20 protein-coding genes are annotated in these 21,056 nt (G+C 62.8%); 3 read left to right on the forward strand and 17 right to left on the reverse strand.

Annotation, left to right across the window (positions count from 1 at the left end; translation table 11 throughout):
• Genes IM737_RS02525 through IM737_RS20910 form a run of 6 tightly spaced genes read right to left on the reverse strand, consistent with a single transcriptional unit; the run spans nucleotide 1 to nucleotide 6,280 of the window.
• A complete protein-coding gene (locus IM737_RS02525) occupies nucleotides 1-780 on the reverse strand; it encodes a TatD family hydrolase (protein WP_236898061.1) in 780 nt (259 codons plus the stop codon).
• A 2-nt stretch (nucleotides 781-782) separates the two neighbouring features.
• Nucleotides 783-2,333, reverse strand: a complete 1,551-nt coding sequence (gene metG / locus IM737_RS02530) for a methionine--tRNA ligase (protein WP_236898062.1) — start codon at nucleotides 2,331-2,333, stop codon at nucleotides 783-785.
• The gene (locus tag IM737_RS02535) at nucleotides 2,330-3,358 is read right to left on the reverse strand and encodes an AAA family ATPase (protein WP_236898063.1); all 1,029 of its coding nucleotides are present in this window, start codon (nucleotides 3,356-3,358) and stop codon (nucleotides 2,330-2,332) included. Before IM737_RS02535 ends, metG begins: the two co-directional genes overlap by 4 nt.
• Nucleotides 3,355-4,041: a dTMP kinase gene (gene tmk / locus IM737_RS02540; protein ID WP_236898064.1), complete on the reverse strand. Its 687-nt coding sequence runs from the start codon at nucleotides 4,039-4,041 to the stop codon at nucleotides 3,355-3,357. Before tmk ends, IM737_RS02535 begins: the two co-directional genes overlap by 4 nt.
• A gap of 20 nt (nucleotides 4,042-4,061) precedes the next feature.
• Nucleotides 4,062-5,207 (reverse strand): D-alanyl-D-alanine carboxypeptidase family protein, encoded by a 1,146-nt coding sequence (locus IM737_RS02545; RefSeq protein WP_236898065.1) that lies wholly within the window; start codon nucleotides 5,205-5,207, stop codon nucleotides 4,062-4,064.
• Between the two features lie 47 nt (nucleotides 5,208-5,254).
• Nucleotides 5,255-6,280, reverse strand: coding sequence for a septal ring lytic transglycosylase RlpA family protein (locus IM737_RS20910; RefSeq protein ID WP_272906541.1), 1,026 nt, complete (start codon nucleotides 6,278-6,280; stop codon nucleotides 5,255-5,257).
• A gap of 250 nt (nucleotides 6,281-6,530) precedes the next feature.
• On the opposite strand from IM737_RS20910, the gene metH reads away from it, so the two are divergent.
• Together metH and IM737_RS02560 are read left to right on the forward strand one after the other, a co-directional pair.
• Nucleotides 6,531-10,298 (forward strand): methionine synthase, encoded by a 3,768-nt coding sequence (gene metH, locus IM737_RS02555; protein WP_442874163.1) that lies wholly within the window; start codon nucleotides 6,531-6,533, stop codon nucleotides 10,296-10,298.
• 132 nt (nucleotides 10,299-10,430) lie between these two features.
• Nucleotides 10,431-10,781 carry a hypothetical protein gene (locus tag IM737_RS02560; protein WP_236898068.1) on the forward strand — a complete coding sequence of 117 codons (351 nt, stop codon included), beginning with the start codon at nucleotides 10,431-10,433 and terminating at the stop codon, nucleotides 10,779-10,781.
• Here the strand turns inward: IM737_RS02560 and IM737_RS02565 are convergent.
• From IM737_RS02565 to IM737_RS02575, 3 genes are all read right to left on the reverse strand, one after another.
• Complete coding sequence (locus tag IM737_RS02565; protein WP_236898069.1) at nucleotides 10,778-11,359, reverse strand: hypothetical protein; 582 nt, start codon at nucleotides 11,357-11,359, stop codon at nucleotides 10,778-10,780. The genes IM737_RS02560 and IM737_RS02565 overlap by 4 nt on opposite strands.
• A 62-nt stretch (nucleotides 11,360-11,421) precedes the next feature.
• On the reverse strand, nucleotides 11,422-11,982 hold the full coding sequence (locus tag IM737_RS02570; RefSeq protein ID WP_236898070.1) for a DUF1643 domain-containing protein: 561 nt from the start codon (nucleotides 11,980-11,982) through the stop codon (nucleotides 11,422-11,424).
• Nucleotides 11,979-12,881: a bifunctional methylenetetrahydrofolate dehydrogenase/methenyltetrahydrofolate cyclohydrolase gene (locus IM737_RS02575; protein WP_236898071.1), complete on the reverse strand. Its 903-nt coding sequence runs from the start codon at nucleotides 12,879-12,881 to the stop codon at nucleotides 11,979-11,981. The genes IM737_RS02570 and IM737_RS02575 overlap by 4 nt, the downstream gene beginning before the upstream one ends.
• A gap of 423 nt (nucleotides 12,882-13,304) precedes the next feature.
• Here IM737_RS02575 and IM737_RS02580 point away from each other — a divergent pair, with 423 nt between their 5' ends.
• A complete protein-coding gene (locus IM737_RS02580; protein WP_236898072.1) occupies nucleotides 13,305-14,780 on the forward strand; it encodes an AMP nucleosidase in 1,476 nt (491 codons plus the stop codon).
• On the opposite strand, the gene IM737_RS02585 is transcribed toward IM737_RS02580, so the two are convergent.
• The 8 genes from IM737_RS02585 to IM737_RS02620 all read right to left on the reverse strand — a co-directional run bounded on the left by IM737_RS02585 (nucleotide 14,774) and on the right by IM737_RS02620 (nucleotide 20,982).
• Nucleotides 14,774-15,310 (reverse strand): GNAT family N-acetyltransferase, encoded by a 537-nt coding sequence (locus IM737_RS02585; protein ID WP_236898073.1) that lies wholly within the window; start codon nucleotides 15,308-15,310, stop codon nucleotides 14,774-14,776. The two genes, IM737_RS02580 and IM737_RS02585, sit on opposite strands and share 7 nt — an antisense overlap.
• Nucleotides 15,311-15,314: 4 nt before the next feature.
• Nucleotides 15,315-16,592, reverse strand: a complete 1,278-nt coding sequence (eno, locus tag IM737_RS02590) for a phosphopyruvate hydratase (protein WP_236898074.1) — start codon at nucleotides 16,590-16,592, stop codon at nucleotides 15,315-15,317.
• A gap of 104 nt (nucleotides 16,593-16,696) precedes the next feature.
• Nucleotides 16,697-17,665 carry an NAD-dependent epimerase/dehydratase family protein gene (locus IM737_RS02595; RefSeq protein ID WP_236898076.1) on the reverse strand — a complete coding sequence of 323 codons (969 nt, stop codon included), beginning with the start codon at nucleotides 17,663-17,665 and terminating at the stop codon, nucleotides 16,697-16,699.
• Nucleotides 17,658-17,843: a DUF4169 family protein gene (locus IM737_RS02600; protein WP_236898078.1), complete on the reverse strand. Its 186-nt coding sequence runs from the start codon at nucleotides 17,841-17,843 to the stop codon at nucleotides 17,658-17,660. The genes IM737_RS02595 and IM737_RS02600 overlap by 8 nt, the downstream gene beginning before the upstream one ends.
• A gap of 45 nt (nucleotides 17,844-17,888) precedes the next feature.
• Nucleotides 17,889-18,257 carry a hypothetical protein gene (locus IM737_RS02605; protein WP_236898080.1) on the reverse strand — a complete coding sequence of 123 codons (369 nt, stop codon included), beginning with the start codon at nucleotides 18,255-18,257 and terminating at the stop codon, nucleotides 17,889-17,891.
• Nucleotides 18,258-18,305: 48 nt separating this feature from the next.
• The gene (locus IM737_RS02610) at nucleotides 18,306-18,818 is read right to left on the reverse strand and encodes a GNAT family N-acetyltransferase (RefSeq protein ID WP_236898082.1); all 513 of its coding nucleotides are present in this window, start codon (nucleotides 18,816-18,818) and stop codon (nucleotides 18,306-18,308) included.
• A 10-nt stretch (nucleotides 18,819-18,828) separates the two neighbouring features.
• Entirely contained in the window at nucleotides 18,829-19,347 is a 519-nt protein-coding gene (locus IM737_RS02615; protein WP_236898084.1) for a GNAT family N-acetyltransferase, read from the reverse strand.
• 6 nt (nucleotides 19,348-19,353) lie between these two features.
• Nucleotides 19,354-20,982 carry a CTP synthase gene (locus IM737_RS02620; RefSeq protein WP_236898085.1) on the reverse strand — a complete coding sequence of 543 codons (1,629 nt, stop codon included), beginning with the start codon at nucleotides 20,980-20,982 and terminating at the stop codon, nucleotides 19,354-19,356.
• Nucleotides 20,983-21,056: the final 74 nt, after the last annotated feature.

The raw sequence follows: 21,056 nt of genomic DNA on the forward strand, positions 1-21,056 counted from the left end.
TCAAGCCAGCCCAGTCTTGGCGAACAGTCGGGCGAAATTGGCGGTAGTTTCGGCACCCAGCTGCTCAAGGCTAATGCCGCGGACCTCGGCGACCTTCTCGGCCGTATGGCGCACGAAGCTGGGCTCATTGGATTCGCCGCGATGGGGTATCGGCGCCAGATAAGGTGCATCAGTTTCAACGAGATAGCGGTCGGCCGGAACGAATTTGGCGACGTCGCGGATTTCCTCGGCATTGCGGAAGGTGATGATGCCGGAGAACGAGATATAGCCGCCCAGGTCGAGCGCCGTGCGAGCCAGGTCTGCCCCGGCGGTGAAGCAATGCAGCAGAAACGGGAAGGCCCCCTGCCCGGCTTCTTCCCTGAGGATGGCGGCCATGTCGTCGTCGCATTTTCGGCTGTGGATAACCAGTGGAAGACCGGTGATCCGGGCAGCCGCGATGTGGCGGCGCAAGCCGGTGGCCTGCGCCTCGCGCGGGGCGTTGTCGTAGAAGTAGTCAAGCCCGGCTTCGCCGATAGCAACGCAGCGTGGATGGGCACTTAGCCGGACAAGATCATCCGTTGTGATATGGAGTTCCTGATCGGCATGGTGCGGATGCGTCCCCACCGAGCACCAGACGTTCGCGAAGCGTTCCGCGAGCGCGGCATAGGTGGAGAACTTTTCCACATGTGTGGATATCGTCACCATTCCGGTGACGCCGGCTGCAGCCGCGCGCGCCATTACCCCATCGATATCATTGGCCAAGGCCTCGAAATCGAGGTGGCAATGGCTGTCGATCAGCATGGCTACTCGGCCTTGCGTTCGATGCGGGCAAACACGCCCTGCGGCACCGGCAATTCGGTCCCCGGCACCAGCATGCTGGACGTCTTGCTGTCAGCGAGCAGGCGCTTGTCTTCCGGCACGGCGAGCTGGTCGAGCAGCCGCGCCGCCGACGCCGGAACGAAGGCGAGCATCGGGATAGTGAGGCGACGAACCGTGTCGGCCGTAACGTAGAGTACGGTCGCCATGCGCTCGGGATCGGTCTTCTTCAGTGCCCAGGGCTCCTGCCCGGCGAAATAGTTGTTGGCGGAGCTCAGCGCCGCGACGATGGCGCCGGTCGCTTCATGGACGAGCTGTTCGTCCATTGCCCGCTGTGCTGCCTCGATGGCCTCGCCCACTTCGGCGATGATCGCCTCGTCGGCCTCGGTCAGCGCGCCGGGCTGCGGCACCTTGCCGTCGCAGTTCTTGTTGATCATCGACAGCGAGCGCTGCGCCAGGTTGCCCAGGTTGTTGGCGAGGTCGGCATTGACGCGGTTGGTCAGCTTTTCGCGGCTATAGTCGCCATCCTGCCCAAACGAGACTTCGCGCAGGAAGAAGTAGCGCGCTGCGTCCTGGCCGAACTCTTCGATCAGCTCGAACGGATCGATCACATTGCCCAGCGACTTGCTCATCTTGTGGCCGTCCACCGTCAGGAAGCCATGGGCAAAGACGCGATGCTGCACCTCGATGCCGGCGCTCATCAGGAAGGCCGGCCAGTACACCGTGTGGAAGCGGATGATGTCCTTGCCGATGACGTGCAGGTCCGCGGGCCAGAACTTCTTGAACAGCTCGCTGGCCTCATCGGGGAAGCCGACGCCGGTAATGTAGTTGGTCAGCGCATCGACCCACACATACATCACGTGACCGGGCGCACCGGGAACCGGAATGCCCCAGTCGAAGGTGGTGCGGGAGATCGACAGGTCCTGGAGGCCGCCCTTCACGAACGAGATGATCTCGTTGCGGCGTTCCTTCGGGGCGATGAAGTCGGGGTTGGCCTCGTAGAGATCGAGCAGCTTCTGCTGATAGGCCGAGAGGCGGAAGAAGTAAGTCGGCTCTTCGACCCAGCTGACTTCGGCGCCCGAGGGGGCAAACTTCTTGCCGTCCTTGTCAGTCAGCTCGTCCTCGTCGAAGTAAGCCTCGTCGCGGACGGAATACCAACCCTTGTAGGTCGACTGGAAAATGTCGCCATTGTTGCTGGCGGCCATCTTGTTCCAGATCGCCTGGCTGGCCTCGTGGTGGCGCTGCTCGGTGGTCCGGATGAAGTCGTCATTGGAAATATTCAGCGCCTCCGCCAGCTTGCGGAACTCGGCTGAGTTGGTGTCGGCCAGCTGGCGCGGCGTCACGCCCTGCGCGGCGGCCGTCTGCACCATCTTGATGCCGTGCTCGTCGGTGCCGGTGAGGAAATAGACCTCGCGGCCCTCCAGCCGCTTGAAGCGGGCAATGGCGTCGGTCGCGATCATCTCATAGGCATGCCCGATATGAGGGGCGCCATTGGGATAGGAGATCGCGGTCGTGACGTAGAAGGGCTTGCTGGTCATTGGGGCTCGGCGGAAACAGGGGCAGTCAGTGAAGCATGCTTCCGGATCGCGTCGAAAATCGCGACGAGGGTCTGCTTCATGTCCAGATTGATTTCATCGGCCTCGGTGAGGAGGGCATGGGCCTTGTCCCATAGCTCGTTTGCCGAGGCAAGGCGCATCCGGTTGCCCTTCTGCATGGCCGCGTTGCGGGCCTCGTCAGCAATCCAGTCGTCGAGCATTTCGCGGGCGAAGGACAGTTCCGGGCTCTGCGTGTTGGCGCCGAGCGCATCGGCCAGCGACAGCGCGACGCTGGCAGGATGCTGACTTGGATTGAGCAGCCAGGCCTGCAGGGCGCCGAGAGCAGACTCCGGCTCCAGCGCCAGCGTCTCGAAGGCCCGGCGCGGACGGCCTCCGGAGAGGGCAACGGCTCGATCGAGCTCGGCCTGACCCAGCGACGGATCGTGCTCCGTCAATACCGCACGCACCAGATCGCTGGCGATCGGTCGCAGGGCCAGGTTGTGGCAGCGCGACTTGATGGTGGGCAGCAATTGGCCTGGGCGATGTGACACCAGCAGGAACGTCGTATCGGCCGGGGGCTCTTCCAGCGTCTTGAGCAGCGCATTGGCGGACGAGGGGTTGCAGTCGTCGATGCTGTCGATGATGGCGACGCGGTGCCCGGCCCGGCCGCGGGTGTGATGCAGCGAGTCCCTGATATCGCGGACGTCTTCCACCCGAATGACGGTGTAGTAGCCTTTGCCGTCCTTGGGCCTGCGGCGGAGCAGGAAGAGATTGGGGTGGGAAAGCGCCCCGACCTGTTCCTCGACCCGATGGCCGTCTTCATCGCCCGTGGCGGTCAGGATCGCTGCTGCGAGTTCGAAGGCAAACGTCGCCTTGCCGATGCCCTGCGGTCCATGCAGCAGGATGGCGCCGGGCAGCCTGCCACTGGCAATCTGGCTGCGGATAGCGCTGCGGGCGGCGTCATGCCCCTTCGCCCGCTGCCGGCGCTCCGGCGGCGTCGCGCCCTCGATGGCATCGGGATCAGTCACGCCTGCGAACCGCGCAGCAGCTCGGGGAACCGCTGGCTCACGGCCTCCCAGATGGCCGCCTCAAGCGATTCCTCCGACTGCGCCGCCGAGATGACGATGCAACGATCGGCATTGTCCCTGGCGATGGCCAGAAAGCCATCACGCAGCCGCTTGTGCCACTCGAGCTCTTCCTTCTCGAAGCGATCACCGGTCAAGGCGAGGCCATCTTCGACGGCGCGTTCGGCGACGCGCTTGAAGGCGTCCTCGGGATCCATGTCAAGAATGATGGTCAGGTCGGGCGCGTGCCCGTCGAGCGCCAGCGTTTCGAGCGCGGCGATAAGCTTATCGTCGACGCCCCCGGTCAGGCCCTGATAGGCGCGGGTCGAATCGTGAAATCGATCCGACAACACCCAGGTGCCGTTGCGCAGATTCGGCGCGATCAGCTGATTGACGTGGTCAAGGCGAGCGGCAGCGAACAGCACCGCCTCGGCCCCGGGGCCCCAGCTTTCCGAGCGGCCCTGCAGGATGAAGGAGCGGATGGCTTCGGCCTTGGCGGTCCCACCAGGCTCGCGCGTGCGTACGGCCTCGACCGCATGCCGCTGCAGGTTCTGCAGCAGGCGCTTGACCTGTGTGGACTTGCCGACACCTTCACCACCCTCAAAGGTGATGAAACGGGCGCGACTGGCTTTGGGCGCTTCGAGCATAGGAGCGTTGTATCCGAGTCTCAGAGCCAGCCAAGGGCCAGTTGCTTGAGCGCATCGGTGGCCTGGCGAACGATATCGCCCTTTTCGACGCTTTCGGCGGCATAGAGGGGCGCGACCTGCACCAGTTGCTCGTCGCAGAACACGCGAAGCTCGGCAACCTCATCGCCCTGCGCGACCGGCGGCAGCAAGGGTCCGCTATACACCACCTGCGCGTTGAGGCATTTGCGCGAGCCACGCGGCAGATAGAGCGCAACCTCGCCCTGCCCGACCAGCCCGACACTGCCGGTGACGCCGCCATAGACGTTTGCATAGGCCACGACCGCGCCATCCGGGTAGGCCGCGACGCGCTCGAAAGCGCGGGCGCCCCAGGTGATCAGCTTGCGTCCTTCCTCGGTGCGCTCGGCCATCGAAGTCAGCCCGTGGATGACGGCAACCAGACGACGACCGCCCTCTGCAGTGGAGATGACCGAACCATAGCCCGCAGCTTCGGTATGACCGGTCTTGAGACCATCGACACCGATCCCGAGCTCAACCAGCGAGTTGCGGTTGGCCTGCTTGATGCCGTTCCACTCCATCTCGGGCTCTGAGAAGTAGTGGTAATATTCGGGGAATTCGCGAATGAGATAACGCGCCAGATCGGCCAGGTCGCGGGCGGTGACATACATGTTCGGATCGGGCAGCCCGACCGGATTGGTGAAATGCGAGCCGGTCAGCCCGATTTCCTCGGCCAGTTCGTTCATCATCGCGGCGAAGCTGCTTTCCGATCCGGCAATGCCTTCCGCCAAGACGATGGCGGCGTCATTGCCCGACTGGATGATGACCGAGCGAACCAGATCCTCCACTTTGATCTTGGAATTGAGATCGGCAAACATGGTGGAACCGCCCGATGAGGCACCACCGGTGCGCCAGGCGTGTTCGGAGACAAAGAACTCGTCGGTGAGCTTGACGCGACCGCTGCGGATTTCATTGAAAACCACCGCAACGGTCATGAGCTTGGCCATGCTGGCCGGCTCCATCGGCAGATCGGCATCCTTCTGGAAGATCACCGTGCCGGATTGCTCGTCCATCAAAATGGCGAACTTGGCCTTGGTGTCGAAGTCGGCCTGCGCGGCGGCCGGCGCCACCAGCGAGAGCATTGCCGCCAGAATGAGCCAGATCCGTTTCACGTCGCGCCTATCCCGTCTATTGCCGGCATTCTTGCCAGCCATAAGAACTAATAGAGAATTATGTCATTGAGGCCAAGTTGCCGTGCCAGGTCGAGAGCGTCAATTCTGGCCACGCCGGGCTTCAAATGTGTGAGAGTGAGCCGTGTCGCCGGCTTGCCATTGACGGTGACTTGTTCTTCGTCGACCGAACCAAGCAACGCAAACTGTTCTGCCAGGGCCACCGCATTGGTCTGATCGGCGAAGATACCGAGGCCAAGCTTGATGTCGCGGGCGTCAACATCGACCGACTGCACCCACCCGTCGAGACTGCCAGTCTGCGCGGCCACGGCATTCACTGCGGCGAAGGCTGTACCGATATTGGCATCCTGCGCCTCGGGCGTCGTGTCGGCGTAGGAGAACAGACCACCAAAGAAGTCGCCTGCCATATCCGTCAGGCTGTTGGTGCCGTCGGCATAGCGGGTCGTGCTTTGCACCGGCGGACCGGAATAGCTGGCCAACAGCATGCGCGTGTCGTCGCCTTCCAGCGGCGCGCGGCCCACATACTCGGCCTTGATCGAGGCATGGCCATTGTTGACATAGCCCAGCATCTCGGCGGCGCGATGCGACAGATCCATGATGCGACCGGGCATGTAAGGCCCACGATCATTGACGCGGACAATCACCGAGCGGCCATTTTCCTGATTGGTGACGCGAACATACGACGGAAGCGGCAAAGTCGGGTGAGCGCCAGTAATGGCGTTAGCCGAGAATATCTCGCCATTGGCCGTCCGGCGGCCGTGGAAGTCGGCGCCATACCACGAGGCATCGCCGGTCGCGACATAGCCCGGTTGCTCGGCGGGCGTATAGACGCGGCCATTGACGGTGTAGGGCCGTCCAACCTGGTAGCGTCCGCCGCCCTTGGGTGGATTGGGATTGTTGGTCACGCGCGGCGAGGACGAGCCGTATTCGGAGCCGAAGGCCGCACGTTTCACAGTGGCGCCCAGACCACCCCCGCCGCAGGCTGCGATCATGGGTGCGACAAGGGCCGCGAGGGCGACAAAGCGGATGGCATGGCGCCAAGGGGTCGTCGTCACGGTACGCATTACTCTTACGCTGGTCACAGATGAGAATGCCCATGATATCGCGATCACGCGGCATTCGATCCTAAAGAACAGATTTCTGGTTTCGGTCAGGTTAAGGGGAACAAAGTGTTAGCGCCGCGAGTCGCATTTTCAGCAGCATGGCGGCCGAGAGCTGATTGCTGGAAAGCGTGACCGCAACCTTGCGCTAAGCGGGATATAAAGATATCTTTATGTCATCGGATAACCGATCGAACCGAGGTGAATGGCGATGAGCCCTTCTGACAAGCTGCCCCACATCCCCGACTGGAACGAAGTCCGTGCCACGTTGGCGCAGACGATGCGCGAGCGCATCCTGATCCTGGACGGGGCCATGGGCACCATGATCCAGCGGCTCAAGCTCGAGGAAGAGAACTTTCGCGGCGACCGGTTTAGGGATTGGAAGCTGCCGCTCAAGGGCAATAACGACCTGCTGATCCTGACCGAGCCGCAGCGGATCGAGGACATCCATCTCGAATACTATCTGGCCGGCGCTGACATCGTCGAGACCAACACCTTCTCGGCCACCTGGGTGGCGCAGGCCGACTACGCCTGCGAAGAAGCGGTTTATGATCTGAACTATCACGGCGTGCTGGTCGCACGTCGCGCGGCCAAGCGGGCCGAGGCCATCGACGGCAAGCGCCGCTATGTTGCCGGGGCGCTAGGGCCAACCAACAAGACCTCGTCCATGTCGACGGACGTCAACAGCCCGGGCCATCGGGCGATCACCTTTGACGAGTTGGTCGACGCCTATGGCGAGGCGATCCGCGGCCTGGTCGATGGCGGCGCCGATCTGCTGCTGTTCGAGACCATCACCGACACGCTCAACACCAAGGCCGGCATTTTCGCGGCGCAGCGGCTGTTCGAAGAGCGCGGCATCGACGTGCCGATCATGATTTCGGGCACCATCACCGACCTGTCCGGCCGCACCCTGTCTGGCCAGACGCCGACAGCGTTCTGGTATTCGGTGCGTCACGCCAATCCGCTGACCATCGGGCTCAACTGCGCACTCGGCGCCGACCTGATGCGCGATCACATTGCCGAGCTGTCGGCTGTCGCTGACACGTTCATCTGTGCCTATCCCAATGCCGGCCTGCCCAACGAATTCGGCGGCTATGACGAGACGCCCGAACTGATGGCGGCGCAGTTGGAAACCTTCGCCCGCGAAGGCCTGCTCAACATCGTGGGCGGCTGCTGCGGCTCGACGCCCGACCATATCCGCGCCATTGCCGAGATGGCCGAGCAGCACAAGCCGCGCCAGGTGCCGGAAATCGAACGCCTGCTGCGCCTGTCGGGCCTCGAAGGCTTCACGCTGACGCCGGAAATCCCCTTCGTGAATGTGGGCGAGCGCACCAATGTCACCGGCTCGGCCCGGTTCCGGAAGCTGATCACCGCGGGCGACTATAATGCCGCGCTCGAAGTGGCGCGCGACCAGGTGGCCAATGGCGCCCAGATCATCGACATCAACATGGATGAGGGCCTGATCGACTCCAAGCAGGTGATGATCGAGTATCTCAACCTGCTCGCCGCCGAACCCGATATCGCCAAGGTGCCGCTGATGATCGACTCCTCCAAATGGGAGGTGATCGAAGCCGGTTTGAAGTGCGTCCAGGGCAAGGCGCTGGTCAATTCCATCTCGATGAAGGAAGGCGAAGAGCAGTTCCTGCACTATGCCCGGCTGGTGCGGGCCTATGGCGCCGCCGTGGTGGTGATGGCATTCGACGAGCAGGGCCAAGCCGATACGCTGGAGCGCAAGGTCGAGATCTGCACCCGCGCCTACCAGCTTCTCACTGAGGTCGTCGGCTTCCCGCCGGAAGACATCGTATTCGACCCCAACGTCTTTGCGGTCGCCACCGGCATCGAGGAGCATAACGGTTATGGCGTCGCCTTCATCGAGGCGACCAAGATCATCACCGACACCCTGCCCCATGTGCATATTTCGGGCGGTATCTCCAACCTCAGCTTCTCGTTCCGCGGCAACGAGCCGGTGCGCGAGGCCATGCACGCGGTGTTTTTGTACTATGCCATCCAGAACGGCATGGACATGGGCATCGTCAATGCCGGGCAACTGGCGGTCTACGAATCCATCGATCCGGAACTGCGCGACGCCTGCGAGGACGTGATCCTCAACCGTAACCCTGAGGCTACCGATCGCCTGCTGGCTTTGGCCGAGCGCTATCGGGGTACGGCGGGCAAGGATGTTGCCGCCAAGGATTTGAGCTGGCGCGAGAAGTCAGTCGAAGACCGCATCGCCCATGCACTGGTCAACGGCATCACCGAATATATCGATGCCGACACCGACGAGGCCCGCCTCAAGTCCGCACGACCGCTGCATGTCATCGAAGGCCCGCTGATGGCGGGCATGAGCATCGTCGGCGACCTGTTCGGCTCGGGCAAGATGTTCCTGCCGCAGGTGGTCAAATCCGCCCGCGTGATGAAGCAGGCCGTGGCCTTGCTGCTGCCCTACATGGAAGCCGAGAAGAATGCCGACGGCAACGCCACCGGCCGCAAGAGCGCCGGCAAGGTGCTGATGGCGACGGTCAAAGGCGACGTGCACGATATTGGCAAGAACATCGTCGGCGTCGTCCTGAGCTGCAACAACTACGAGATCATCGATCTCGGCGTAATGGTGCCGACTGCCAAGATCTTGCAGACGGCCAAGGAGCAGAATGTCGACATCATCGGCTTGTCCGGCCTGATCACGCCGTCGCTCGACGAGATGGTCCATGTGGCCGCTGAGATGGAGCGCGAGGGTTTTGACATCCCGCTGCTGATCGGCGGGGCGACGACCAGTCGCGTCCATACGGCGGTGAAAATCCACCCACGCTACGAGCGCGGCCAGACCGTCTATGTCAACGACGCCAGCCGCGCCGTGGGTGTCGTGGGCAACCTGCTGTCATCAGACACCAAGGTCGCGTTCATCGAAGATATCCGCGCCGAATATGCCAAGGCGGCGGCGGCGCACCTGCGGGCTGAGGACGAAAAGCAGCGCATTCCGCTGGCCAAGGCTCGCGCCAACGCGTTCAAGGCCGATTGGGCGAGTTACACCCCGCCCAAGCCGAGCTTCCTTGGCACCAAGGTTTTCGAGGATTTCGATCTCAAGGAGCTGTCGAGCTTCATCGACTGGACCCCGTTCTTCCAGACCTGGGAACTCAAGGGCCGCTACCCAGCCATTCTCGAAGATGAGCGCCAGGGCGAGGCCGCACGGCAGTTGTTTGCCGATGCGCAGAAGATGCTGGCCCAGATCATCGACGAAAACTGGTTCAAGCCACGCGCGGTCGTTGGCTTCTGGCCGGCCAATGCCGTGGGCGATGACATCCGACTCTACACCGACGAAGGCCGCGCCGAGGAACTGGCCACGCTGTTCACCCTGCGCCAGCAGCTGACCAAGCGTGATGGCAAGCCCAACATGGCGCTCAGCGACTTCGTGGCGCCGGAGGGCATCGATCGCCCCGACTATATGGGTGGGTTCGTCGTCACCGCGGGCATCGAGGAAGTGGCGATCGCCGAACGCTTCGAGAAGCAGAATGACGACTATTCGTCCATCCTGGTCAAGGCGCTGGCCGACCGTTTCGCGGAAGCCATGGCCGAATACATGCACCTGCGCGTCCGCAAGGAGTTCTGGGGCTATGCGGCCGATGAGACGCTGAGCAATGATGACTTGCTCGGCGAAACATATCGCGGCATCCGTCCAGCCCCCGGCTACCCTGCTCAGCCCGATCACACCGAGAAGACGACGCTGTTCCGCCTGCTCGACGCCGAGAAGAATGCCGGCGTAACACTGACCGAAAGCTATGCCATGTGGCCGGGTTCGTCGGTATCGGGCGTCTATTTCGCTCACCCGGACGCGTACTATTTCGGCGTCGCCAAGGTGGAGCGCGACCAGGTGGTGGACTATGCCCAGCGCAAGGGTATGGCGTTGGCCGAGGTCGAACGCTGGCTCGGGCCGATCCTGAATTATATTCCGGGTCCGGCGATCGTCGCGGCGGAGTAGCGTTCTTAGCGCCCCCACCTAACCTCCCCCTAATAGGGGGAGGAATCCGGGCGGTGGCTCTGGCGTGATCGTGCCAGACACTCGATCAGTCCCTCCCCCTTCAGGGGGAGGTTAGGTGGGGGTATCCTTACTGTGGCACGCATTGAACCCATCCCCGTGACCGTCGTCACCGAACCCCGTCGCCTGCTCGCGCTCGACGCCGATACCGCCCTGCTCCGCCTGCCCGCCAATACCGGGCATGGCCACGAGGACGGCGGCAACTGCATAGCCTGCGCCACGCGGACCGATGTCCGGGCGCTGCTCTACGACATGCTGGAAGGCGCCAAACTGGGCTTGCGGCCGGCGTTCAAGCGCGTCGTGGTGGATGCGAGCGCCGTGCCGGATACGTCAGTGGTGATCGCGGCTTTGACCGGCAAGCTGCCAGCCCAGGCGCTGCGCGACCACACCGTCGCGCGGCTCTTCTATCTGGCCGGAGCCGCCTAGAGGTTCCAGCGCACACCGACTGATGCCGCGTTCGCGCCATCGCGCATATTGCCCAGGCTCTCCCATCCGCCTGAGCGATGATGGACGCGGGCAAAATACTCGAGGTCAGGATTGTTGGCGAAGGACACGCTGACTTCCGGCGCGAGATAGTACAGCAACGTGGAATCGCCACCCATTTCAATTTCGCGCGCGCGCTCGATGCCGATTGTGTCCGTTGTGACCGACAGTCCGGCCGTGACGCTGACGGAAACCTTGACCTGATGGGTCTGAATGAGCCCATCGGCGCGGAGGACCGGACCAACCCAAAGCTCACCAGAGGTCTGGTTACCCAAACGCAAGGCGGCGCCCAGCTCAACGCCCAATTTGAGGCCACCATCATGCCCTAGCGCGAACTGCTGGTAGCCTGCGCCCAAGACATAATTGTCCTCGTAACCCACCGTGAATGGGTTGAACGTGTATTCAAAATACTGATTGGTGTAGCGGCCGCCGAAAGCGAAAATGTTCTGCTCATCGGCAAAAGCGTGGCCCGTGGCGGCCGCGACGCAGCACGCCAACACACAGCGATAAATGTGTCTCAAAATTCAACCTCTCGCCGCCCCCGGCAAGAGGCCAATGGTTCGAGGCGTCGATAGTTCCCAGCTTAAGTGCTGATGTGATCGGGATATTTAATGAGCGGCGTATCGGTCCGCAGGTAGAGCGGATGCTTGGGCGAACCATCAGCATTGGTGCCGAAACACCAGAGCTCAACCCCGTCGGCCCGCAGCGCATCGACCACCGATCGTCCCCCAGCAGCCAGCGCCTTATTGAGCTTGCCGTGGCACAGCACCACCCTGTCCGCCCTTGCGGCCGCCGCGCGGATTGCGGGCAGATTGGCATCCGACACCGCCACCACGCCAGGCGCCAGCAGCACCTTGGGGTCGGTGGCGCGATAGTCTCCGACATTGGCCTTGACCATAGCTGAATAGCCCTCACGCTTGGCAAAGGTCCATTCCCGCGCACAGGTCGGATCGTTGACCGTGGCATCGGCCGTGCTCGGATTCATCCCGATGAACATGATGTAGCGATCGGGGAATGCATCGCCCGTCCAGCGGCGCATCAGCTGGCGATGTTCCCTGTCGCTGAATACGGCGTCACCCTTGACGCCAGGCATCAAGGGCAAGCGGACCTTGCCGCCTGGGTCGTGCCCGACGCCATCACTCATGCGGTGAGGTCGCTAGGCGGCACGAGACCGTTGATGAGCGAGGCGGTGGTGACGGTATTGGCCAAGAGGCAGGCAATGGTCATCGGGCCGACGCCGCCGGGGACCGGCGTGATGGCGCCTGCGACTTCCTTGGCCGAAGCGAACTCGACATCGCCCAAGAGGCGCGTCTTGCCCGCGCCGCGCTCCGGCGCATCGATACGGTTGATGCCAACATCGATCACCGTGGCGCCCGGCTTGATCCAGTCGCCCTTGATCATCTCGGGGCGCCCGACGGCGGCGATGACGATATCGGCCTGCCGGATGATGTCAGGCAAATCCCGGGTGCGCGAGTGCGCCATGGTCACGGTGCAATTCTCGCGCAGCAGCAATTGGGCAATCGGTTTACCGACGAGGTTGGAACGGCCCACCACGACGGCATGCAGCCCGGACAGATCGCCAAGCACATCGCGCAGCAGCATCAGGCAACCCAATGGCGTGCAGGACACCGGACCCGGTAGGCCGATGGCGAGTTTGCCGACGCTTGCCGGCGTGAAGCAGTCCACGTCCTTGGCGGGGTCGATCGCGTTGATGATCTTGAGCGGATCGATCTGCTGGGGCACCGGCAGTTGCACCAGAATACCGTGGATGGCCGGATCGGCATTGAGCTTCTGCACTAGGGCCAGCACGTCCGCCTCACTGGTGTCCTCGGGCAGTTCATACTTTTCCGAATGCATGCCCATTTCAACGGTCTGCTTGGCCTTTTGCGCCACATAGACCTGACTGCCGGGATCATTGCCCACAATCACCACGGCCAGCCCGGGTGTGATCCCGTGATCCGCCTTGAGGCGCGCCACATGGGCCGCGATACGGCCGCGCAGGCCCTGGGCAAAGGCTTTGCCGTCAATGATCGTGGCTGTCATGGGGGCTCCGGGTCGGAATGAACTGAGTGCGACGCACCAATAGAAAAAGCCGCGCCCTTCGTCCACAGCCCCTCGGCATTGGCCGCAAATAAAAGGACCGCAGTGACTGGGTCACTGCGGTCCTGGGGAATGCCGGCCTGCCGCGCTGTTGAGGGCTTGGGGGACAAGCGGCCTGCACAGCACTCCTCGCTCACCGGTTGCATGGGTCGCTTGCCGTGCCAGTGAACTGCATAGGAAGATGGTGGCGAAATGCGGCGAGAAAAGAGCCCATCACTGCCTTGTGAAATGGGCACCCGCTCAGCCCGTCAGTTGATGCCGCGTCGGGAAGCTGTCATTCAAAGAGGCTAGACGCAGCGCGACATGCAACGCGATTCCGCCGATGGCGGGCTCAATCCGGAGCCCGCATGATGATGAAAGAGAAACATGACCACGATCAGTCCGCCCCGTCTCGAAAAGCAGTCCTTCACCGACCCCGAGCAGGCATGGCAGTACCTGGCCGATCTCTATCATCGCAATACCGGCTTCATCCGCCAGCACCTGGCCGACCTCGCCAAGGGCGTCGTGCCAGAAGGCCGTGTGCGGGCCTGCTACCCGCAGGTTGAGGTGCGCTCCACCAGCTTCGGCAAGGGCGAGAGCACCCTGCCCTATGGCTACCTGCACACGCCGGGGCTGTATCGTACCACGGTGACAGCACCCGATCTGTTCAAGCAGTATTTCCAGGAACAGTTCACCGTCATCCTGAAAAACCACGGCGGCACGATCGACATCGCCGAGAGCGATACGCCGATCCCGTTGCATTTCGCGGTCAATCCAAGCGAGCGCATCGATGGCGAGGCGCTCAACGCCCTCAACATCCCGCTCCGCGACGTGTTCGATGCACCAGACCTCGGCAATACCGACGACGAGATCGCCAATGGCACCTTCGTGCCCCCCAAGGGCGGCCCCTACCCGCTATCGGCGTTCACCGCGCCACGGGTGGACTACTCGCTGTTCCGGCTGAGCCACTATACCGGCACCGATGCCAGCCATTTCCAGAACTTCGTCATCTTCACCAATTACGCGTTCTACGTCGAGGAATTCTGCCGCGTGGCCAAGCGCTACATGGCGGATGGGCATCCGCATTACGAGAGCTTCATCGAGCCGGGCAATGTCGTCACCGACAATGCGCTGAAGGGCGGCAATACGGCGGGCTCAGCGCCGGTGCGCGCGCCTCAGATGCCGGCCTATCACCTGACGGCCGATCGCGGGCGGGGCATCACCATGGTGAATATCGGCGTAGGCCCATCCAACGCCAAGACGATCACCGACCACATCGCGGTGCTGCGTCCGCATGCCTGGATCATGCTGGGTCACTGCGCCGGCCTGCGCAATTCGCAGGAGCTGGGCGACTATGTGCTGGCCCATGCCTATGTGCGCGAAGACCACGTGCTCGACGCCGACCTGCCGCTGACCGTGCCGGTCCCGGCCTTGGCCGAAGTACAGGTGGCGCTGGAGCAGGCGGTGGAGGAGATCACCCAGACCGAGGGCATCGAGACCAAGAAGATCATGCGCACCGGGACCGTAGCGACGTTTGATAATCGCAACTGGGAACTGCGCGACCAGGCCGAGATCACCCAGCGACTTAGCCAGTCGCGCGCCGTGGCGCTCGATATGGAAAGCGCAACGATCGCGGCCAACGGGTTCCGGTTCCGCGTGCCGTATGGAACGCTGCTGTGCGTGTCGGACAAGCCGTTGCATGGGGAACTCAAGCTCCCGGGCATGGCGTCGGACTTCTACCGCACGCAGGTCAACCGGCATTTGCAGATCGGGCTGCGGGCGATGGAAATCCTGCGCGATCAACCGGCGGAACGGCTGCATTCGCGCAAGCTCAGGAGCTTTGCGGAGACCGCGTTTCAGTGAGCGCGGCTTAGCTCGAAACAGACAACGTCGCCATCTTCCGGGTCGTGCCGCAAACCCGTTTGGCCAAAGCCGCAGCGGCGCAGCACCGCCTGTGACGCGACGCCGTCCAGCAACGTTTCGGCGCGAATTGCGGTCACTCGCTGATCGCGAAAGGCGCGCGCCGCAAGCAGCTCCACGGCCTCGCTGGCAAAGCCACGGCGCTGCGCCTCCGGGATGACGGAATAGCCGATCTCGACGCTGCCATCGTCACCCGGCGGCCCCTTGAAGCCGGCCGTGCCGCAGAGCATGCCGCCGCCGACGATAAACCACGTGTTGTAGCCCGTTTCGCCGGGGTACTGCTCGATCAGCCTGCGCACCCAGGCAAACATGGACGCGTCATTGTGTTCAGGCGGCCACGCAACCGGCGGCAGCGCACCGATAGCCGCAGCGAGCTCGTCACCACGCTCGGCAATATCGAGCAAAGACAAGTTCGCGGCGACAATGGTGACATTGCCGCCGCGTTCAATGATGAGATCGGTCTCTACCGGCAAGGGCCTAGCGGCCCTTGACCACCGAGTAGCCAGCATACTTGGCCGAGGTGCCGAGCTGCTCTTCGATGCGGATCAGCTGGTTGTACTTGGCCAGGCGATCGGAGCGGCTCAGCGAGCCGGTCTTGATCTGACCGCAGTTGAGCGCCACGGCGAGGTCGGCGATGGTGGAGTCTTCGGTTTCGCCCGAGCGGTGCGACATCACCGAGGTGTAGCCTGCGCGATGGGCGGTATCGACGGCATTGAGGGTTTCGCTGAGCGAGCCGATCTGGTTGACCTTGACCAGGATCGAATTGGCAACGCCCATCTTGATGCCCGAAACGAGGCGCTGGGTGTTGGTGACGAACAGATCGTCGCCCACCAGTTGCACCTTCTTGCCGATGGCGTCAGTCAGGGCCTTCCAGCCATCCCAATCGTCCTCAGCCATGCCGTCTTCGATCGTGATGATCGGGTAGCGGGCAGCGAGGTCCGCAAGGAACGCAACATTCTCTTCCGATGACAGCGACTTGCCTTCGCCGACCATCTCGTATTTGCCGCCCTTGTAGTATTCGGTGGCCGCGCAGTCGAGGCCGAGGAAGATGTCCTCGCCCGGCTTGTAGCCGGCCTTTTCGATCGAGCGCATGATGAAGCCCAGCGCGTCATCGGCCGACTTCAGGTTCGGCGCAAAGCCGCCCTCGTCGCCGACAGCGGTGTTGTGGCCCTCGGCCGAGAGGCCCTTCTTGAGGGTGTGGAAGATTTCCGAGCCGATGCGGACGGCGTCAGCCAGGTTCTCAGCGCCGGCTGGCAGGATCATGAATTCCTGCATGTCGATCGGATTATCGGCATGCTCGCCGCCATTGATGATGTTCATCATCGGCACAGGCAGAACATGGGCGTTCGGGCCGCCGATATAGCGGTAGAAGGGCAGCTCGCTGGACTCGGCAGCGGCCTTGGCCACGGCCAGCGACACGCCGAGAATGGCATTGGCGCCGAGGCGCGACTTGTTCGGGGTGCCGTCCAGCTCGATCATCGCCTGGTCGACGCCGAGCTGGTCGAGTGCGTCCATGCCCTGGATTTCGTCGAAGATCACCGAATTGACGTTCTCGACGGCCTGGGTGACGCCCTTGCCGTTATACTTCTTGCCGCCATCGCGCAGTTCGACGGCCTCATGCGCACCCGTCGAGGCGCCCGAGGGAACGGCGGCGCGGCCGAAGCTGCCATCATCGAGCACCACATCGACTTCGACCGTGGGATTGCCGCGGCTGTCATAAATCTGGCGGCCGGTGACGTGGATGATCGAAGACATGGAAAGCCCCTTCCCTGGCGGGATTGCACAGTGTTTGCGACTGTCTAGACGCAGAGTGTGACAAGGAAAAGGGGCTGTCGGCAAATAATTGCCGGGCCCGATCGCTACGCCGGCTCCGGCGCCTCGACCTGGCCATCTGATATCAGCCAGGTGACCGCCTCCTGCACCGCCTCGAGCGAGGTATAGCGCGGCACATAGCCGAGCAGCCGGCGCCCCTTCTCGATCGAGCAATTGGGCGAGCGGGCGACATGTTCCCAGGTTGCCTTGGCCTCATCGGCGTCCTGGGTCTTCGCCCATACGTCAAAGCCGGCAAAGCTGAGCTTGGGCGCATGGCCGAACCAGCGATACATCGCCTCGGCATAGCCGCGAAGGCTCACCGCTGCGCCGGAAACCGCGTGAAAGCTCTCGCCGATGGCGGAGGAGCGATTGTCTATGGATCGCATGACAACCTGTGCCACGTCGTCGGCATGCACGTGATGCACCGTCTCGAGGCCGAAATTCGGCAGCGCCAGCGTCTCGTTGCGGGCAATGGTGCTGAAAACGGCCGGATTGAAATGCCCCGCCGGATTGAGCGGCGCCCAACCGGGTCCGACGATATGTCCGGGATGGACGATGGTCGCCGGAAAGCCCTCAAGATGCGCGCGACGCAGCAGGTCGGCCTCGATAGCCGCCTTGGCGACACCGTATTCGCCGAACGGGTGCTTCTCGCCCGATTCCAGCGTCGGCACGACGGCGGCGGTTCCATGCGTCCAGATGGTACCGATATGGACGAAATGGCTCACGCGACCGGCCAGGGCATCGGCGAGCTGCCGGTTGCTGGCTTCGGTGAAGCAGATCAGGTCAATGACGATGTCGGCTTCAAGCGAAGCGATGGCTTGTCCAAACCGGCCAGCGGCCTCCTCGGCTGTGCGATCCAGCACGACCGCCTTCACATGCCGCCACACCGCGCTTTGCTGGTACGGCGAGGCGACGCCACGGCTGACGACGGTCACATCGTGGCCAGCCATCACCAGCCTTGGCACCAGATAGGTCCCGATATGGCCGGTAGCCCCGACAACGACAACCTTACTCATGCGTCTCATCCTTCTTGTGGCCATCGATATGCTTGTCGGCCAAGGCCCTCTCCGCCGCCTGCTGCAACTTCTCGGCCTTGGTGCGTCCGAACAGCACGCGGTTCTGCTGCGCCTGCGCGTCCTTGTCGGCGCGGGCCTTCTGCTTGCGGACGTTGCGAAGATTGATGATGTCGGCCATGGCGGGACTCGTGGTTCGTCCCACCATTCATAGCACAAGGTAGCGTCAGTAGATGAAGAGGCAATAGACCGGAATGATGTCGCCCTTCTTGGTCCGGACCTCGACCGCGTAGGCGAATTCATCTTCGAGCATCCGGGCGCCTTGCACGACGGCGCCGAACGAAATGTGTTCGGTGAACGCATCGTCGAACTTCACGTCGTCCGGGTTGGAAAGGTCCAGTGGAAACCAGGCATCCACGGTGGCCGCCTGGGTGAGGAAGCCAAAGCTGGTGGGCTCCTCAATCCGAGGTGTGCCTTCGTAGGTTTCGGGGCCTTGACGGTCGGATACGCATTCGAAATCGCCCAGCAGCGGCGCGGCATTCGCACTGACGATCGCGCCCGTCAGGATACTGGCAACAAGCAAGCTACGGATCATGAGACCTCTCCTCTTCGGTCGGACCATGGGCCGGCGCAGCCTGTCCGGCTACCCCTGTTCCGGGGGACGGGACAGTGCGAGATAGATGCTGTCGCACCATTCGTCGCCTAGCAGGAACGTGCGCTCGGCACGGCCTGTTTCCGCGAAACCGAGACGGGCCAGGACACGCAAAGATGCGACGTTGCGGGGATCGACATCGGCCAGCAGTTCGGTAGCGGTTGTGTTACGGAATGCGTAGTCGATGAAGGCACGCGATGCTTCTGTGGCAAACCCCTTGCCCCAGCAATCCTGCCGCAGCATGAAGCCAAAATCGGGCAGGCGCCCCGCCCCGACATCGCCGATGACGCGACCTTCATGCTCGATGATGAAATCCTCGCCGCCTGCGGCGGTGCGGGCGATCATCCGTTCCAGCCAGGGCCGCGTGACGTCCTTGCTGGCATGGGGCAGCGTCGACCAGTAGCGCATGGCCAGCGGGTCGGACATGATCTCAAACATGGCGTCGAGATCGTCCATACGCGGACGACGGAGCAGCAAACGATCGGTGGTAATCACGGGAGGCATGATGAAATCCTCACACGAGGCCGAGGGCGAGATGATATCTCGTGTAGGTCTCGAACCTGGCCACAGACACGAAGCCGACGCGCTCCAGTAGCGCGCTGCTCCGCAGATTGCCATGTGTCACCCCGGCGTAAAAATCGGACATGCCGGCATCACCTTGAGCAAAGACTATCAAGGCACGCAGCGCTGCGGAGGCATAGCCATGCCCTGTGGCATTTTCGGCCAACCAGTATCCGATGCCGTATCTGGGCGGATCGACAGCGATAAGGTCCACCCTGCCTATCAGCTGCCCTTTGAGCAGGATGCCAAAGCGCAGATGGTCACCGCCGTCGCCCGACAGCTCGGTTTTAAGGTCCGCGCGGGACAGCGCAACAAGATCCATGTAGTCGCCATGACGCGTAAGGTGCGTCGCGTTTTCTGCAACGAGGCGGTGGAGCAGAGGTGCGTCCGCAGTCGTCAGAAGTCGTAGCTGTAGATTAGGCCGGTCGGTTTGGAGCGAGCGGGCCGAAGGCGCACCTTTGGCCTGCACCATCTTGTTCTAGACCAACCGGCTCTGGTCCATCGCCGCGGCAATGAAGCTGGCAAACAGCGGATGTGGTTCGAATGGCTTGGATTTGAGTTCCGGATGGAACTGCACGCCGATGAACCACGGATGGTCGGTGCGCTCGACAATCTCGGGCAGCTTGCCATCGGGCGAAACGCCGGAGAACAGCAGGCCGTTCTTTTCGAGCAGCTTGCGATAGTCCATGTTCACTTCGTAGCGGTGACGATGGCGCTCGGAAATCCGAGTGGAGCCGTAGATATCGGCAACGCGGGAACCGCGCGTGAGCTGGGCAGGATAGGCGCCGAGGCGCATGGTGCCGCCGAGATCGCCTTCGGAGCTGCGCTTCTCGGTGTCGTTGCCCTTCACCCACTCGGTCATCATGCCGACGATCGGCTCCTTGGTCGGGCCGAACTCGGTGGACGAGGCATTCTTGATGCCAGCGGTGTTCCGCGCCGCTTCGACGCAGGCCATCTGCATGCCGAAGCAGATGCCGAAATAGGGCACGTCCTTGACGCGGGCGAAGCGGGCCGCCTCGATCTTGCCGGCTGAGCCACGCTCGCCGAAGCCGCCGGGCACCAGGATGCCGTGGACATGCTCAAGGTAGGGCGCGGGATCATCGCGCTCGAAGACCTCGGAATCGATCCACTGCAGGTTGACCTTGACCTTGTTGGCGATGCCGCCATGGGTCAGGGCCTCGGACAGCGACTTATAGGCATCCTTGAGGCCGGTATATTTGCCCACGATGGCAATGTTGACCTCGCCCTCGGGATTGTGGAGGCGGGTCGACACATCCTGCCAGGCGGCGAGGTTGGGTTCAGGCGCGTCCTTGATACCGAAGGTGGCCAGGACTTCGCGGTCGAGGCCTTCCTTGTGATAGGCCAGCGGCACATCGTAGATCGAGCCGACGTCGAGCCCCTGGATCACGGCGCTTTCACGCACGTTGCAGAACAGGGATAGCTTCTTCTTCTCGCCATCCGGAATTGGGCGGTCGCAACGCACCAAGAGGATATCCGGCGCGATGCCGATGGAGCGGAGCTCCTTGACCGAGTGCTGGGTCGGCTTGGTCTTGAGCTCGCCGGCGCTGGGAATATACGGCATCAGCGTCAGGTGCAGGTAGCAGGTGTCGCCGCGCGGCAGGTCGTTGCCAAGCTGGCGGATCGCCTCGAAGAATGGCAGGCCCTCGATATCGCCGACGGTGCCGCCGATTTCGACCAGCACGAAATCGAACTCGTCATTGCCTTCGATGACGAAATTCTTGATGGCGTCGGTGACGTGCGGGATGACCTGCACGGTGGCGCCGAGATATTCGCCGCGCCGCTCCTTGGCGAGGATGTCGGAATAGATGCGACCGGTGGTGATGTTGTCACGCTTGGTCGCGGCCCGGCCGGTGAAGCGCTCGTAATGCCCCAGGTCGAGATCGGTCTCGGCACCGTCGTCGGTGACGAACACCTCGCCGTGCTGGGTGGGCGACATGGTGCCCGGATCGATGTTGAGATAGGGGTCGAGTTTCCTCAGGCGGACCTTGTAGCCGCGCGCTTGCAGGACCGCGCCGAGCGCCGCCGATGCAAGACCTTTACCCAATGAGGAGACCACGCCTCCGGTGATGAATACGTACCGAGCCATGGGCGTTCACCTTAATCACATCAGCGTCGATTCGTAGAGCTGGCAAGCGGCTCTACACAAAAAGAAGAAGGGGA

Origin of the sequence: Devosia sp. SL43 (assembly GCF_021729885.1) — a bacterium.
Taxonomy (GTDB): Bacteria; Pseudomonadota; Alphaproteobacteria; order Rhizobiales; family Devosiaceae; genus Devosia.

What these genes read in the sequence shown, in the direction of transcription:
- IM737_RS02575 (WP_236898071.1), bottom strand. Translation starts at nt 12,881, where the DNA reads ATGACAGCCACGATCATTGACGGCAAAGCCTTTGCCCAGGGCCTGCGC.
- IM737_RS02605 (WP_236898080.1), bottom strand. Translation starts at nt 18,257, where the DNA reads ATGATCCGTAGCTTGCTTGTTGCCAGTATCCTGACGGGCGCGATCGTC.
- metH (WP_442874163.1), top strand. Translation starts at nt 6,531, where the DNA reads ATGGCGATGAGCCCTTCTGACAAGCTGCCCCACATCCCCGACTGGAAC.
- eno (WP_236898074.1), bottom strand. Translation starts at nt 16,592, where the DNA reads ATGTCTTCGATCATCCACGTCACCGGCCGCCAGATTTATGACAGCCGC.
- metG (WP_236898062.1), bottom strand. Translation starts at nt 2,333, where the DNA reads ATGACCAGCAAGCCCTTCTACGTCACGACCGCGATCTCCTATCCCAAT.
- tmk (WP_236898064.1), bottom strand. Translation starts at nt 4,041, where the DNA reads ATGCTCGAAGCGCCCAAAGCCAGTCGCGCCCGTTTCATCACCTTTGAG.
- IM737_RS02615 (WP_236898084.1), bottom strand. Translation starts at nt 19,347, where the DNA reads ATGGTGCAGGCCAAAGGTGCGCCTTCGGCCCGCTCGCTCCAAACCGAC.
- IM737_RS02570 (WP_236898070.1), bottom strand. Translation starts at nt 11,982, where the DNA reads ATGAGTGATGGCGTCGGGCACGACCCAGGCGGCAAGGTCCGCTTGCCC.
- IM737_RS02620 (WP_236898085.1), bottom strand. Translation starts at nt 20,982, where the DNA reads ATGGCTCGGTACGTATTCATCACCGGAGGCGTGGTCTCCTCATTGGGT.
- IM737_RS02580 (WP_236898072.1), top strand. Translation starts at nt 13,305, where the DNA reads ATGACCACGATCAGTCCGCCCCGTCTCGAAAAGCAGTCCTTCACCGAC.
- IM737_RS02610 (WP_236898082.1), bottom strand. Translation starts at nt 18,818, where the DNA reads ATGCCTCCCGTGATTACCACCGATCGTTTGCTGCTCCGTCGTCCGCGT.
- IM737_RS02600 (WP_236898078.1), bottom strand. Translation starts at nt 17,843, where the DNA reads ATGGCCGACATCATCAATCTTCGCAACGTCCGCAAGCAGAAGGCCCGC.
- IM737_RS02595 (WP_236898076.1), bottom strand. Translation starts at nt 17,665, where the DNA reads ATGAGTAAGGTTGTCGTTGTCGGGGCTACCGGCCATATCGGGACCTAT.
- IM737_RS02525 (WP_236898061.1), bottom strand. Translation starts at nt 780, where the DNA reads ATGCTGATCGACAGCCATTGCCACCTCGATTTCGAGGCCTTGGCCAAT.